11 protein-coding genes are annotated in these 14,269 nt (G+C 72.3%); 4 read left to right on the forward strand and 7 right to left on the reverse strand.

Going from position 1 to position 14,269, the window contains the following annotated elements; translation table 11 throughout:
* Positions 1–166: 166 nt before the first annotated feature.
* Both pheT and pheS read right to left on the reverse strand, forming a co-directional pair.
* Entirely contained in the window at positions 167–2,644 is a 2,478-nt protein-coding gene (gene pheT, locus AB0A74_RS18685) for a phenylalanine--tRNA ligase subunit beta (RefSeq protein ID WP_358250950.1), read from the reverse strand.
* A gap of 3 nt (positions 2,645–2,647) precedes the next feature.
* On the reverse strand, positions 2,648–3,715 hold the full coding sequence (gene pheS / locus AB0A74_RS18690; protein ID WP_358250952.1) for a phenylalanine--tRNA ligase subunit alpha: 1,068 nt from the start codon (positions 3,713–3,715) through the stop codon (positions 2,648–2,650).
* A gap of 291 nt (positions 3,716–4,006) precedes the next feature.
* Between pheS and AB0A74_RS18695 the strand changes: the two genes are divergently transcribed.
* Together AB0A74_RS18695 and AB0A74_RS18700 are read left to right on the forward strand one after the other, a co-directional pair.
* The gene (locus tag AB0A74_RS18695; protein WP_358250954.1) at positions 4,007–5,764 is read left to right on the forward strand and encodes an HSP90 family protein; all 1,758 of its coding nucleotides are present in this window, start codon (positions 4,007–4,009) and stop codon (positions 5,762–5,764) included.
* Positions 5,761–8,568 carry a hypothetical protein gene (locus AB0A74_RS18700; protein ID WP_358250956.1) on the forward strand — a complete coding sequence of 936 codons (2,808 nt, stop codon included), beginning with the start codon at positions 5,761–5,763 and terminating at the stop codon, positions 8,566–8,568. The genes AB0A74_RS18695 and AB0A74_RS18700 overlap by 4 nt, the downstream gene beginning before the upstream one ends.
* Positions 8,569–8,776: 208 nt before the next feature.
* Here the strand turns inward: AB0A74_RS18700 and AB0A74_RS18705 are convergent, their stop codons facing one another.
* The 4 genes from AB0A74_RS18705 to infC form a co-directional block, all read right to left on the reverse strand.
* Positions 8,777–9,607 (reverse strand): RNA methyltransferase, encoded by an 831-nt coding sequence (locus AB0A74_RS18705; protein ID WP_358251057.1) that lies wholly within the window; start codon positions 9,605–9,607, stop codon positions 8,777–8,779.
* The gene (gene rplT, locus AB0A74_RS18710; RefSeq protein ID WP_121227296.1) at positions 9,604–9,993 is read right to left on the reverse strand and encodes a 50S ribosomal protein L20; all 390 of its coding nucleotides are present in this window, start codon (positions 9,991–9,993) and stop codon (positions 9,604–9,606) included. Before rplT ends, AB0A74_RS18705 begins: the two co-directional genes overlap by 4 nt.
* A 61-nt stretch (positions 9,994–10,054) precedes the next feature.
* Positions 10,055–10,249, reverse strand: coding sequence for a 50S ribosomal protein L35 (gene rpmI, locus AB0A74_RS18715; protein WP_121227294.1), 195 nt, complete (start codon positions 10,247–10,249; stop codon positions 10,055–10,057).
* A gap of 104 nt (positions 10,250–10,353) precedes the next feature.
* Positions 10,354–10,959 carry a translation initiation factor IF-3 gene (gene infC / locus AB0A74_RS18720; protein ID WP_358250958.1) on the reverse strand — a complete coding sequence of 202 codons (606 nt, stop codon included), beginning with the start codon at positions 10,957–10,959 and terminating at the stop codon, positions 10,354–10,356.
* Positions 10,960–11,225: 266 nt separating this feature from the next.
* Between infC and AB0A74_RS18725 the strand changes: the two genes are divergently transcribed.
* Entirely contained in the window at positions 11,226–11,576 is a 351-nt protein-coding gene (locus AB0A74_RS18725; protein ID WP_358250960.1) for a DUF1844 domain-containing protein, read from the forward strand.
* A gap of 206 nt (positions 11,577–11,782) precedes the next feature.
* Positions 11,783–13,645 (forward strand): S8 family serine peptidase, encoded by a 1,863-nt coding sequence (locus AB0A74_RS18730; protein WP_358250962.1) that lies wholly within the window; start codon positions 11,783–11,785, stop codon positions 13,643–13,645.
* Between the two features lie 12 nt (positions 13,646–13,657).
* On the opposite strand, the gene AB0A74_RS18735 is transcribed toward AB0A74_RS18730, so the two are convergent.
* On the reverse strand, positions 13,658–14,257 hold the full coding sequence (locus AB0A74_RS18735; RefSeq protein WP_358250964.1) for a hypothetical protein: 600 nt from the start codon (positions 14,255–14,257) through the stop codon (positions 13,658–13,660).
* Between the last annotated feature and the right edge of the window lie 12 nt (positions 14,258–14,269).

The following is a 14,269-nucleotide window of genomic DNA, read 5'->3' on the forward strand; positions in this document are numbered from 1 at the left end:
ACCTTGGCGCAAGAACCAAGCAGGCCCGGAAATACAGGTCCAAAGACCCCTTGACACGTCACGCAGGGTGGCCTGAACAGCGCGTTCCCTCTACCTCGGCGACCGCCGGTTTCACCCGGACGGCGCAATCCTGGACCCGCACTGCTGCGGGTCCAGGAACTCTGCGTCAGCCTCTCAGGACCGCCCCGAAGCGGGACGACGCTTCCGCCACCGCCGCGTCACGGGCCACCGTGGCCTCCTCGACGGTCAGCGTCCGGTCCGGCGCGCGGAACCGCAGCGCGTACGCCAGCGACCGCTTGCCCTCGCCGACCTGGTCGCCCGTGTAGACGTCGAACAGGCGCAGGTCTTCCAGCAACCCGCCACCGCCGGCGGTCAGCGCCAGGGCCACCTCGGCGGCCGGCACGGCGGCGTCCACCACCACGGCCACGTCCAGCAACACCGGCGGGTACGGCGACACGATCGGGGCGGGACGGCGGTCCTCCACCGGCAGCGCGTCCAGGTCCAGCTCGAACGCCACGGTCCGCTTGGGCAGGCCCAGCGCTTCCAGGACCTTCGGGTGCAGCTCGCCCGCGTGACCCACCGGCCAGTCGCCGACGCGCAGTTCAGCGCACCGACCCGGGTGCCACGGCGCCAACGAGGACGCCTTGACGGTCAGCTCGACGCCATAGGCCTCACCGACCAGCCGTGCGGCCTGCACCGCGTCCGCCCAGTCCGCCGGACGACCCTTGCCCCACCAGCCCGCGTGCTCACGCAGCCCGGTCAGCACCGCGGCGACGTGCACCGGCTGCTGCGGCAGGGACGCCACCAGCGACGCGACCTGCTCGTCGGACGGCCGCGCGCCCACGCCCACCTCGGGCACCGGCACCGGCTGCGTACGCGGCAGCGTGACCTGCGCGACCGTGTAAAGGGCCACGTCACGCGCGCCACGCGCCAGGTTGCGCTGGAGCGTCTCCAACAGGCCCGGCACCAGCGTGGTCGCCAGCGCGTGCTTGTCCGCCTCCAGCGGGTTCAGCGCGCTGACCGTGCGCCGCCGCACGTCGTCCTCGGCCAGCCCGAACGCGTCGAACACCGAGGGCGCGATGAACGGGAACGGCTTGACCTCGACGAACCCGTTCTCGGCCAGCGCCCGGGCGACCGTCCGGCGCCGCCGCTGCTGCTCGGTCAGACCGCGACCGGCCGGGGCGGGCGGCAGCGTGGACGGGATCGTGTCGTACCCCTCCAGCCGCAGCACCTCCTCCACCAGGTCGGCGGGCTGGGTGAGGTCCGAGCGCCACGTCGGCGGCACCGCGGTGACCAGCGTCGCGCCGTCGTCACCGGTCGAGACCTCGACCTGGCAGCCGATCTGGCCCAGCCGCCGCGCCGTGACGCCGCGCGCGTAGCGCACGCCTGCCACCCGGTCGGGCAGGTCGATCGGCATGGTCACCGGACCGGGCAGCACCGGGGAGCCCACGTCCGTGCGACCCGGCTTGATGCTGCCCTCGGCGAACATGTGCAACAGGCGCGCCGCGCGCTCCAACGCCACCGGAGCCAGCGCGGGGTCCACGGTCCGCTCGAACCGCTTGGCCGCCTCTGAAGGCAGCTTGTGCCGCCTTACAGTGCGCGCGATGGACGCCGGGTCCCAGTTCGCCGCCTCCAGCAGGATGTCCGTGCTGGTGTCGCGGACCTCGGTGGACGCGCCGCCCATGACGCCCGCCAGCGACACCACGCCGCTGTCGTCGGCGATCACGATGTCGTCCGGGTCCAGCGCCCTGACCTGCTCGTCCAGCGTGGTGAGCTTCTCCCCCGCCGCCGCGCGCCGCACGACCAGGCCGCCCTGGACGGTCGCGCCGTCGAACGCGTGCAGCGGCTGGCCCAGCTCCAGCATCACGTAGTTGGTGACGTCGACCGGCAGCGAGATGGACCGGATGCCGGCCAGCATCAGCCGCCGCCGCATCCACCACGGGGTGGGCGCGGTCGGGTCCACGCCGGTGACCCGCCGGGCCACGAACCGCGAGCACGCCGACGCGTCCTCGATCCGGACCGGCAGCACCTCGCCCTCGGCCTCGGGCACCTCGGCCAGGCCGGGGTCGCCGAACGGCACGTCGAACGCGCAGGCGATCTCGCGGGCCAGGCCGCGCACGGAGAACGCGTAGCCGCGGTCCGGCGTGGGCGCGACCTCGATGACCGTGTCGTTGAGGCCCAGCAGCTCGACGGCGTCGTCACCGGGCTGCGCGGTGCCGCTGGGCAGCACCAGGATGCCCGAGTGGTCGTCGCCCAGGCCCAGCTCGCGGGCCGAGCAGATCATGCCCTCGCTGACGTGGCCGTAGGTCTTGCGCGGGGTGATGGCGAAGTCACCGGGCAGCACCGCGCCGGGCAGCGCCACGACGACCGTGTCGCCCTCGACGAAGTTCGACGCGCCGCACACGATGCCGTTGACCTGGTCGGGACCGACCTCGACCTGGCAGTAGCGGATGGGCTTCTTGAACTCGGTGAGCTCCTTGATCTCCATCACCCGGCCCGCGACGAGCGGACCGGTGACGGGACCGAGCTGGTGGACGTCCTCCACCTCCAGGCCGATCCGCACGAACGCCTCGGCGAGCCGCTCGGGCGTCGGGGTCTCGGGGAATTCGAGGTTCTCGACCAGCCAGGTAACCGGGATACGCACCGGTCATGCCTCCGTTCCGAATGGCTGGGTGAAGCGGACATCGCCTTCGACCATGTCGCGCATGTCGGGCAGGCCGTTGCGGAACTGCAGCGTGCGCTCCAGGCCCATGCCGAACGCGAACCCGGAGTACACGTCCGGATCGACGCCGCAGTTGCGCAGCACGTTCGGGTTGACCATGCCGCAGCCGCCCCACTCGACCCAGCCGGCGCCGCCCTTCTTCTCCGGGAACCACACGTCCACCTCGGCGGACGGCTCGGTGAAGGGGAAGAAGCTGGGCCGCAGGCGGGTCTTGGAGTCCTCGCCGAACATCGCGCGGGCGAACGCGTCGAGCGTGCCCTTCAAGTGCGCCATGGTCAGGCCCTTGTCCACGGCCAAGCCCTCGACCTGGTGGAACACCGGCGTGTGGGTGGCGTCGAGCTCATCGGTGCGGAAGGTGCGCCCGGGGCACACCACGTACACCGGCAGTTCGCGTTCCAGCAGCGTGCGGGCCTGCACCGGGCTGGTGTGCGTGCGCAGCACCAGGCCGGAGCCCTCGGGTGCCACGTAGAAGGTGTCCTGCATGGTGCGGGCCGGGTGGTCCTTGCCGAAGTTCAACGCGTCGAAGTTGAACCACTCGGTCTCCAGCTCGGGGCCCTCGGCGACCTCGTAGCCCATCGCGACGAACACGTCGGCGATGCGCTCGGCGAGGGTGCTGATGGGGTGGCGGGCGCCGCGCGGGACCCGGTCCCAGGGCAGCGTGACGTCGACCGACTCCTCGCGCAGGACCCGCTCGTCGCGCTCGGCCTGGAGCACGGCGCGGCGCTCCTCGAACGCGTTCTTCACCGCGTTCTGCGCCTCGTTCACCCGCTTGCCCGCCTCGGCCTTGGCGGCGGGCGGCAGCGCGCCGATCTCCCGCCTGGCCAGCAGGACGGGCGAGCGGTCACCCAGGTGGCTCGGCTTCACGGCGGCGAGCTCGTCGAGGTCGGCCGCCTTGGCGAAGGCCTCCCGCGCTTGCTCCACCGCCGTGTCGAGCGCCTCCGGTGAGAGCGCCGCGACCTGCTTGGGGTCGTACGGGTCGTTGGCTCCGGACATGGTTGGTGGACAGCTCCCGTCGCGTGCCGCGTGTGGAAACCACCCCGTGAAGGGCACGGAGCGGCGGGTCGATCCTAGGTGATCGGGCCGGGGCGGGATCCACCGCGGCCGTGACTGCGCCGTTACCCCGGCGGGTCGGCCGCGCGGGATTGTCGTACCCCTCGTGCACACTGATCTTCGAGTGAGCCGCCGGCCCGGCGGGCGAAGCGCCGAAAACCGGGTCCGCCGCCACCGTGGCGCACCTAGAATCGACCGTCCTACGTGACCTGACCCGAGGTGGATTCCACTCCCATGGCACACACCTTCGGTGTCGACCTGCGCGGGATCATCGATCTGCTCAGCCACCACCTCTACAGCAGTCCGCGCGTGTACGCGCGGGAGTTGCTGCAGAACGCGGTGGACGCGATCACCGCCCGCCGAGCGCTCCAGCCGGACGCGCCGGGCGAGGTGGTGATCGAGCCGATCGACTCCGGCACGGGCGGCACCCTCCGCATCTCCGACACCGGCATCGGCCTGACCGAGCGCGAGGTCCACGACCTGCTCTCGACACTGGGCCGCACGTCCAAGCGGGACGAGCTGGGGTTCGCCCGCCAGGGCTTCCTCGGCCAGTTCGGCGTGGGCCTGCTGTCCGCGTTCCTGGTCGCCGAGCGCATCCGACTGGTGTCCCGGTCGGCCAAGGGCGGTCCCGCCGTGCGGTGGACAGCCGACGCGGCCGGGAACTACGAGGTCGAGGTCGACGAGACGGCGCGCGCCGAGATCGGCACCACGATCGAGCTGGTGCCCAACCGGGACTCCGAGCACTGGCTGGAGCACGCCGTCGTCAAGGCGCTGGTCAGCGAGTACGGCGAGTTGCTGCCGGTCAAGGTCAGCGTCGGCGGCGAGGTGCTCACCGCGGAGCGGCTGCCGTGGCTGGACGAGCCGCTGGAGTACGGCGCGAAGGTGCTGGGCGTGCGGCCGTTCGACGCGATCCCGGTCGAGGTGCCGACGGTGGGCCTGACCGGCGTGGCGTACGTGCTGCCCGGCGGCGTGCACCCCGGCGCGCGCCAGTCCCACCGCGTGTACCTCAAGCGGATGCTGGTCGGCGACGCCATCGAGGGCCTGCTGCCGGAGTGGGCGTACTTCGTGCGGTGCGTGGTCGACTCGTCGTCGCTGCGGCCGACGGCGAGCCGCGAGGCGCTCTACCAGGACGAGACGCTGCTCGCGGTGCGCGAGGAGCTGGGCCGGCAGGTGCGCGACTGGCTGGTGCGGCTGGACGCGACCGACCCGGACCGCACGTCGGCGCTGCTGGACGCGCACCACCTGGGCATCAAGTCGCTGGCGCGGGTGGACGACGAGATGCTGCGGCTGGTGGAGCGGTGGCTGCCGTTCGAGACCACCGACGGCGGGCAGTCGCTGCGCCAGTTCAAGCGCAAGCACGGCTCGATCGCGTACGTGCCGGACGTGGACGAGTTCCGCCAGCTCGCGCCGGTGGCCCACGCGCAGGGGATGGGCCTGCTCAACGCGGGCTACGCCTACGACGTGGAGATCATGGACCGGCTGGTGGCGCTGGACGGTCCGGCGGCGGCGCGGCGGGTCGCGCCGACCGAGGTGCTGGCCGCGCTCGGCGACCCGGAGCCGGAGCTGGAGCGGGCGCTGCGCGACCGGTTGGCGCTGGCCAAGGAGGTGCTGGAGCGGCACGACTGCGAGGCCGTGCCGCGCGACTTCGACCCGGCGTCGCTGCCCGCCCTGCTGGTCACCAACGTGGAGGGCGAGCGCCGGCGCGACGTCGAGCAGGTGGGCGAGCAGGCCGACCCGCTGTGGGCGGAACTGCTGGGCAGCCTGGTGTCGCGGGAGTCCGACGCGGCCCAGCGGCTGGTGCTCAACGTGCGCAACCCGCTGGTGCGGCGGCTGGCGGGGCTCAACGACTCGGCGCTGGTGGAGCTGACCGTGGAGTCCCTGTACGTGCACGCGCTCCTGCAAGCGCGCCGGCCGATGCGCCCCAAGGACACGGCCGCGCTCAACCGCTCTTTCCTGGAACTGCTGGACCGCGCTGTCGGAGGGCAATCGTGAGCGAGGAGAAGACCGCGGCCGAGCAGCAGTTCGTCGAGGCGTACCACATGCCCGAGGGCATGGCGCGGCACGAGGCGCTGGAACGCGCCGCGCGCACCGCGGACGCCGTCGACCACCTGCCGCTGGGCGTGAGCTGCCGGATCGCGCTGATCCGGTCCGCCTACGACCTGGGCCGCTACGACCTGATGCTGGCGCCGTTCGCGTGGTGCGGCGCGGCGGAGAAGCGCGACCCGACGGCGTTCGACGAGTGGGAGACCCACAGCTTCGACTGGGCCCACAAGTGGATCGTCAGCGGGCTGATGGCCGACCCCCGGTTCACGCTGGAGCAGGTCCGGTCGGTGATCGCCCAGCTCGGCGAGCGGTACCAGTCCCACGGGTACTCGATGCAGCCGGTGTACGGGGCGCGGGCGCAGCTCGCCGAGCACATCGGCGACGAGGAGGGCTACCGCGACCACTTCGCCCGGTACCTGGCCATGGACCGGGGCCCGATGAGCGACTGCGAGGCGTGCGTCGTCGAGGACCAGGCCGGGCACCTGATCCGGCAGGGCCGGTACGCGGAGGCGGTCGCGCACGCCGAGCACCAGTTGGAGAAGGACACCGGGTGCGCCACCCAGCCGCAGGGCATCCTGACCACGCTGACGCCGGCGTTCGTGGCCCTGGGCGACCTGGACCGGGCGCGGCAGGCCCACGTGGTGGCGCACCGGCTGGTGCGGGACGACCAGTACGGCGGCTACGTGGACGACCACCTGGTGTTCTGCGCGACCTCGGGCAACGTCCAGCGCGGCATCGACCTGCTGCACCGGCAGGTGCACCGGGTGCACCACTCGCCGTCGCCGTCGCAGGAGATGCACTTCGCGGCGGGCGCGGCGGTGCTGCTCAGCCGCGTGGACAAGCACCAGGACTTCGTCGTGCCGCGCGACGGGCAGACGGAGATCCACAGCGCGCCGAAGCTCCGGGAGCTGCTGGAGGCAAAGGCGCTGGAGATCGCGGAGCGGTTCGACCGGCGCAACGGGACGGACGCGGTGAGCCGCCGCATCCGCGCGAAGCTCGCGTCGGCCGACACACCGCACGTGCCGCTGGCGGTGCCGGTGCCCGCGGTGGTCGCCCCGGAGCCGGAGGAGGAGCCGACGCCGGTCGCCGACCCGGTCGAGCTGGCGCACGACATGAACCGCGCGTTCGACCACGGCGACTTCATCACCGGCATGCGGCTGCTGCGGTCCCTGCCCCGCGACCTCGACCCGCTGCTGCCGGAGGGCCTCGCGGCGCGGGTCGCGGCCCGGCGGGCGCTGGCGGCGCGGCAGAGCCCGCTGCACGAGGAGCACACGACCGCCCTGGACGAGCTGGACGCGGCGGTCGCCCGGCTGGCGGCGGCGGGCGAGCACGACTACGCCAACCGGTACCGCAGCCGGGGCACGGCGATGCGGGCCGAGCAGGTCGGGGTGGAGGCGGCCCTGGCCGAGGCGCGGGAGTGCGTGGCGGAGGCGGACCGCGCGGGCACCCCGTACACGCGGGTGCTGACCCGGCTCGTGGTGGTCGACCTGCTGGGTGAGCTGGACGCGACCGACGAGCGGGGCGAGCTGGTGCGGGAGGCGTTGGCGCTGGCCGAGGCGGACGTGCCCGAGCTGGTGTCGCGGGTGCGGTGCGACGTCGCGCAGCACCTGGCGTCCATCGGCGAGCTGGACGAGGCGTCCGCGGTGGTCGCCGAAGTGCTGGCCGGTGCGCCCATGCCGGGCGTGCGGTTCGACGCGCTGCGGCTGCGGTTGAAGATCGAGACCGTGCTGGGGCTGCCCGCCGCGCTGGAGACGGCGGAGGAGTTCGTGGCCGCCTTCAGCACACCGCGCGGTCCGTGGACGGCGGAGGCGCACCGGCAGCGGGTGGCGTCGATCGACCGGCTGGAGGTCGAGGACCGGCAGTTCGAGCAACTGCGCGAGGCGATCTCCGTGGGGCACGAGCTGGGCGTGCCCGAGGACGTGGCGCACGCCTGCTACACGCTGGCCGGCGGCTACCTCAAGACCGGGCGGTTCGTGGAGGCCGCCGAGGCGCTGGAGGAAGCGGTCCGGGTCATCGAGAGCCACGACGTGCGCGACGACATCGAGGTGCCGGTGCGGTACCGGTTGGCGCAGGCGTGCTCGCGGCTGGACGAGAACGAGACGGCGCGAACACACCTGGAGACGGCGCTGCCGCTGATCCCCGAGGAGGAGCCGTGGCGGCGGGCGCTCGCCTACGACCTCCTGGGCGGCGTGCTGCGGCGGCTGGACCGCGCGTCGGCCGGCGCGCGGGCGTACGCGGAGGCGGCGCAGCAGTGGGAGCGGGTGCCCGACCCGGCGGAGGCGGCCGGGTCGTGGGTCGAGTCCGCGGCGGCGCTGCCGGACGACGAGCGCGACCGGTGCGGTGCGGCACTGGACGCGGCGGAACGGCTCCTGCCCGCGATGGACAACGAGGACCACCGGACACACCTGTCGGCGCGCATCGCGGCGATCCGGGCGTTCCTGCACTTCCAGGCCGGGGAGTACGCGGAGGCGCTGGAGCGCAACGGGGTGGCCGAGGAGTTGGCGGCGCGGCTGGGCGACGTCGACTGGCAGTCGTTCCTGGCGCAGCGGGGTGCGCGGTTCCTGTTGCAGTCGGGCGACGCGGTCAACGCGGAGGCGGAGGCGCGGCGGGCGGCCGGCTTGCTGACGGAGAACGCGCCGCTGCAGATCGTGGGCGACACGGCCAACGTGCTGGAGGAGGTGCTGCGGGCTTTGGACAAGCCGGTCGCGGGCGACCCGGTGCTCCGAGCACTCAACGCACGCCTGCAGGACTGACGGCGAGTCGGGACGCGCGGCTGGACGGCGGACGCGCGGCTGGACGGGCTGGGCACATCGAGGCGAGGTGCCCAGCCGGGTCCAGACGTGCGGAAGCAGCGGCGCGGATGGTGGGCGCGGCGCAGGTGGCGGCGGCGCTCGGGCGGCGCGGCGCGCAGGTGGCGGCAGCGGGCGGCGTGGCGCGGCGCTCGGGCGGCGCGGCGCGTGGTCAGGTGCGTTGGGCTCGCGCGGAGGCGTAGAGGCAGACCGCGGCGGCCGTGGCGAGGTTCAGGCTTTCCGCGCCGCCGTAGATGGGGACCTTCAGCGACGTGTCGAGCTTGGTCACCACGTCGTCGGGTAGGCCGTGGGCCTCGCTGCCGAACACCCACGCCGTGGGTTGGGCCAGGTCGCCGCGCAGGTCGGCCGTGACCAGGTCCTCCTCGGCGTAGCCGTCGGCGGCCACCAGGCGCAGGCCGGCGGCTCGGCACGCCGCGAAGACCTCGTCCGCGTCGCGCGAGCGGGAGATCGGCAGGTGGAAGACGCTGCCGGTGGACGCGCGCACGCACTTGCCGTTGTGCGGGTCCACCGTGTCGCCGGCGAAGATCACCGCGTCGGCGCCGGCCGCGTCGGCGACCCGGGCCACCGTGCCCGCGTTGCCGGGGTCGGCCACGCCGTGCAGGACCGCCACCAGCCGTGCGCCGGTCAGCGACAGGGGCACGTCGAGCAGGTCGCACACCGCGACCAGGCCCTGGGGCGACACCGTCTCCGACAAGCCCGCCGCCGCCTTCTCGGTGACGGCGCTCACCGGCACCCCGGCGTCCACCGCCGCCCGGACCAGCTCGGGGTTGCGGTCGGCGGCCACCGAGGTGACGAACAGCTCGTGCACCCGACCGCGCCCGGCGGCGGCCCAGGACAGTGCTTCGCGCACCGCCTGCGCCCCCTCGGCCAGGAAGCGGCCCGCCCGTTCCCGGCCGGACCGCCGCGTCAGGTGCCGAGCGGCAACGACCCGGGGTGTCCGTTCGGTGAACGGAGCAGCCCCGGGTCGTGGTGCGTCGCTCAGGCCTTGTCCTCGACGGGCGCGTTCACGTCGGCGGGCAGCGCGGCCTTCGCCAGCTCGACCAGCGCGGTGAAGGCGCCGGGGTCGCTGACGGCCAGCTCGGCCAGGATCTTGCGGTCGACCTCGATCTCGGCGAGGCGCAGGCCCTGGATGAAGCGGTTGTAGGTCATGCCGTTGGCCCGGACACCCGCGTTGATGCGCTGGATCCACAGCTTCCGGAAGTCACCCTTGCGCGCGCGGCGGTCGCGGTACGCGTAGTTGAGCGAGTGGAGCACCTGCTCCTTGGCCTTGCGGTACAGCCTCGAACGCTGGCCGCGGTAGCCGCTGGCGAGCTCAAGGGTGGTACGGCGCTTCTTCTGGGCGTTCACGGCCCTTTTGACGCGTGCCACGGGTCCATCCTGTCGATCTCGTGGGGCTCGTGGCCCCGGTGTTCATGGGGGAGCGGGAGGATCAGATGCCGAGCAGCTTCTTGATCCGCGGCACGTCGTTCTTGGCGACCTCGGTGGTGCCGCTGAGGCGACGGGTCAGCTTGCTGGACTTCTTCTCCAGCAGGTGGCGCTTGCCCGCCTTCTCACGGATGATCTTGCCGCTGCCGGTGACCTTCACGCGCTTGGAGGTACCGCTGTGGCTCTTGTTCTTCGGCATTCCTGTCCTCGTCTCCTGCCGGCCGCCCCGCAGACGCGGGACGGCCACGCTTGCGCCCGACCGGGAGCCGGGCCACTGCTTGCGCCCGGCCGCGGTGGCCGGGGTCACTCCTCGACAGACTCCGCCGGGGCGTCCTGGTCCTGCTCGTGCTTCACCGGGCGGGTCTTCGTGGTCTTGTGCGGCGCCAACACCATGATCATGTTGCGGCCGTCCTGCTTCGGGTTCGACTCGACGAAGCCCAGCTCCGCGACGTCCTCCGCCAGCTTCTGCAGCAGCCGGTAACCGAGTTCGGGCCGGGACTGCTCTCGGCCGCGGAACATGATGGTCACCTTGACCTTGTTCCCGTGCGACAGGAAGCGGGCCACGTGGCCCTTCTTCGTCTGGTAGTCGTGCGGGTCGATCTTCGGCCGGAGCTTCTGCTCCTTGATGACCGTCAGCTGCTGGTTGCGGCGCGACTCACGGGCCTTCTGGGCGCTCTCGTACTTGAACTTCCCGTAGTCCATGAGCTTGCAGACCGGCGGCCGAGCCTGCGCGGCGACCTCGACGAGGTCGAGATCCGCTTCCTGCGCGAGTCGGAGCGCGTCCTCGATGCGAACGATCCCGACCTGCTCGCCGTTCGGCCCGACCAGACGAACTTCCGGCACGCGGATGCGCTCGTTGATTCGCGGCTCGGTGCTGGCGGGAGCACCTCGGTTCGAGGGACTTGTCATTCACGTCCTTTGTGACTCGTTGTGCGCCAAAGACAAGAGGCCCCACACCTGCCCGGTGTGAGGCCCGCTTCCGACCGATCGCACAACGAAGGGCGCAGTCCACCCGTCGAGGTGACCGGACCCGGCCACCTTCAGGCGGTGGAACGCGGGTGGGAGCGGGGCTCCACTTGCCGTCCCCACGTGGGTGGGGACTGGTCGCGCGGAGAATAGTAGCAGACCGGCTTGTCAACCCCCGAACCGGCGACCGGCGAGGCGCGGTTGCGACAATGGCCGACGTGACCGACCTGCCTCCGAACAACGTCCGCGAGCTGTCCGATGTTCCCAGCATCGAGGTGATCAGCAAGGCGGCCATCATGCTGCTGTCCGCCGCCGCCGAGCGCCTCGGCCTGGCCGACGAGGACCCGGACTCCAGCCCCCGCCGCGACCTCGACGAGGCCCGCCGCCTGATCACCGCCCTGGCCGGCCTGGTCACCGCGTCCGCCGAGTACCTCGGCCCGCACGCCGGCCCGCTGCGCGAGGGCCTGCAGTCCGTGCAGCGCGCGTTCCGCGAGGCCTCCGCCGTGCCCGACGAGCCGGGTCAGGGCCCGGGCGAGAAGTTCACCGGACCGGTGTACTGACCGGCCGACACCGCACCCCCGCGCGTTCGCTGGGTCGCCGCGCTGAGTGACCCAGCGAACACAGCAGGACACCTGCGGATAAGTTGTGAAAGTCCTCCTGGGAAGCCCGTTCGTTGTGGTTGGCTGTGCGCGCGAGAGGGATCACTCGATCGAGTGAGATCACCTCTGGCTCGCACTTGGCAGCCACATTGAGGGGGCACCCAGTCATGGGAGATTTCGGCGCGTCCTGGAGACGGATCGCCGGTGTCGGGACGGTGGCGGCGATCGCCGCCCTGGGTCTCAGCGCGACGCCGGCGAACGCGCAGCAGGGTGAGATCATCGGCGCCAACAGCGCGAACGCGGTCGAGGGCCGCTACATCGTCGTCCTGAAGGACCGCTCGCGCATCAACGCGGTCGCGGGCCGGTCCGGGGTCCAGGTGACCCACCGGTACCAGACGGCGCTCGACGGCTTCGCGGCCAAGATGAGCGAAGCTCAGGCCAAGCGGCTCGCGGGGGACCCCGACGTCGCCAAGGTCGTGCAGGACCAGCGCGCCAAGATGACCGGCACGCAGGCCAACCCGCCGTCGTGGGGCCTGGACCGGATCGACCAGCAGAACCTGCCGCTGAACAGCTCGTACGCCTACCCGAACCTCGGCGGCGGCGTGCACGCTTACGTGCTCGACAGCGGCATCCGGACCTCGCACACCGACTTCGGCGTGCGGGCCAGCTTCGACTACAACGCGATCCCGACCGAGCCGGCCGTGGACTGCCTGGGCCACGGCACGCACGTCGCCGGGACCATCGGCGGGGCCTCGTACGGTGTCGCCAAGGGCGTGCGCCTGCACGCGGTGAAGGTCCTCGACTGCGAGGGCTTCGGTTTCTTCTCGGAGATCGTCGCCGGTGTCGACTGGGTCACCAACAACCACGTGAAGCCCGCCGTGGCGAACATGAGCCTCGGCGCGCTGAACGACAATGGCGCCGCGTCCGTGGTCAACGACGCGGTGAGCCGGTCGATCGCGGCCGGCGTCACCTACGTGATCTCGGCCGGCAACGCCGGCCAACTGCCGGAGGGCGACGCCTGCCGGTTCTCGCCGGCCCAGGTCGGCAACGCTCTCACCGTGGGTGCGACGAACACCAGCGACGCCCGCGCCGCCTTCTCCAACCGCGGCTCGTGCGTGGACCTGTTCGCCCCGGGCGTGAACATCACCTCGGCGTTCATCGACAGCGACACCTCGACCCTGGTCGAGAGCGGCACGTCCATGGCGGCGCCGCACGTCGCGGGCGCGGTCGCGAACTACCTGTTCCAGAACCCGACCGCGACGCCGGCCCAGGTGCACGCGGCGATCGTGAACGGCGCGACGACCGGCAAGGTCACCGACACCCAGGGCTCGCCGAACCGCCTGCTCCACGCCTCGCCCACCCCGGAGTGGACCCCGGTCGCCGACCGGATCGTCCGCGGTGAGTCGTTGCTGCGCGGGCAGCAGAAGACCTCGGCGAACGGGCAGAACCGGCTGGCCCTGCAGAACGACGGCAACCTCGTGCTCTACGGCTCCTCGAACCAGGTCCTGTGGCACAGCCACACCTGGAACAGCGACGTCGTCCGGGCCGAGCTGCAGTTCGACGGCAACTTCGTGCTCTACAACGCCGCGGGCGCGCCGCGCTGGTACTCCGCCACGGGTGGCACGGCGGCCGACCAGGTCGTCGTCGGTGACGACGGCAACCTGACCATCCGCAACGCGTCGCAGTCCTTCTGGACCTACCGCGACAAGGTGATCCGCAACGAGAACCTCTACCGCGGCCAGCAGAAGACCTCGCCGAACGGCCAGTTCCGCCTGGTGCTGCAGAACGACGGCAACCTGGTGTTCTACAACGCCGCCAACCAGGCGCTGTGGCACACCTTCACCTACGGCACCGGCGTGGTCCGCGCGACGCTGCAGTCGAACGGCGACTTCGTGCTGTACGACTCGGCCGGCAACGCCCGGTGGCGCACCAACACCGCCGGCACGCCGTCCGACCGGATGGTCGTCCAGGACGACGGCAACCTGGTGCTCTACGGGTACTCGCAGTACTACTGGCACCGCTGGCAGTAAGTCCTCCCGGGCTCACCGACCCCGCACGCCCCTGGTCCGGAGGTAACGGGTCGCCAGGGCCGTGACGACCTCCGGGTCGCCGCGGCGCCAGGCGTCGGCGGGGTCGGTGGGGAACTTGGCCAGCTCTCGCGGTGAGAGGGTGGTCAGGGCCTGGAGGGCCAGCAAGTCCACTTGGCCGGTGTCGCGCAGACGTTGCGCGGCACCGGCCTTCTTCGCGTAGCGCAGGCGCAGCGGCAGCCACGTGATCAGCAAGAACGCCACCGGGATCGCGATCAGCGCCACCGCCAGCCACAGCGCCGTCGTCTCGACCGCTTCGACCTGGGTGTTGCCCGCGTCCACCAGGGTGCCGCCGGCGTCGCGGCCCTTGTCCAGCGCCTCCCCCAGCTTCCCGCCGACCAGGGGCACGTCGCGGGCCTTCGCGGCGGCGTCGGTGAACGTGTCGCGCAGGCCGTTGCCGGCCTTGGTCAGGCCGTCGCCGGGCGCCCGCAGGGTCAGCACGGCGTCCCGCGCGCCCAGCGCCACCTCGACCCAGAACCACACCCAGGCCAGCGCGATCAGGTCGGCCACCGCCTGGCGTGCCCGGCGCACCGGGGCGTCCGCGTACCACTTCATGCGAGACCAATA

The sequence above is a fragment of the Saccharothrix sp. NPDC042600 genome (genome assembly GCF_040647305.1).
GTDB classification, from domain to species: domain Bacteria; phylum Actinomycetota; class Actinomycetes; order Mycobacteriales; family Pseudonocardiaceae; genus Actinosynnema; species Actinosynnema mutabilis.

What these genes read in the sequence shown, in the direction of transcription:
- pheS (WP_358250952.1), bottom strand. Translation starts at nt 3,715, where the DNA reads ATGTCCGGAGCCAACGACCCGTACGACCCCAAGCAGGTCGCGGCGCTC.
- AB0A74_RS18695 (WP_358250954.1), top strand. Translation starts at nt 4,007, where the DNA reads ATGGCACACACCTTCGGTGTCGACCTGCGCGGGATCATCGATCTGCTC.
- rpmI (WP_121227294.1), bottom strand. Translation starts at nt 10,249, where the DNA reads ATGCCGAAGAACAAGAGCCACAGCGGTACCTCCAAGCGCGTGAAGGTC.
- infC (WP_358250958.1), bottom strand. Translation starts at nt 10,959, where the DNA reads ATGACAAGTCCCTCGAACCGAGGTGCTCCCGCCAGCACCGAGCCGCGA.
- AB0A74_RS18725 (WP_358250960.1), top strand. Translation starts at nt 11,226, where the DNA reads ATGGCCGACGTGACCGACCTGCCTCCGAACAACGTCCGCGAGCTGTCC.
- AB0A74_RS18730 (WP_358250962.1), top strand. Translation starts at nt 11,783, where the DNA reads ATGGGAGATTTCGGCGCGTCCTGGAGACGGATCGCCGGTGTCGGGACG.
- AB0A74_RS18735 (WP_358250964.1), bottom strand. Translation starts at nt 14,257, where the DNA reads ATGAAGTGGTACGCGGACGCCCCGGTGCGCCGGGCACGCCAGGCGGTG.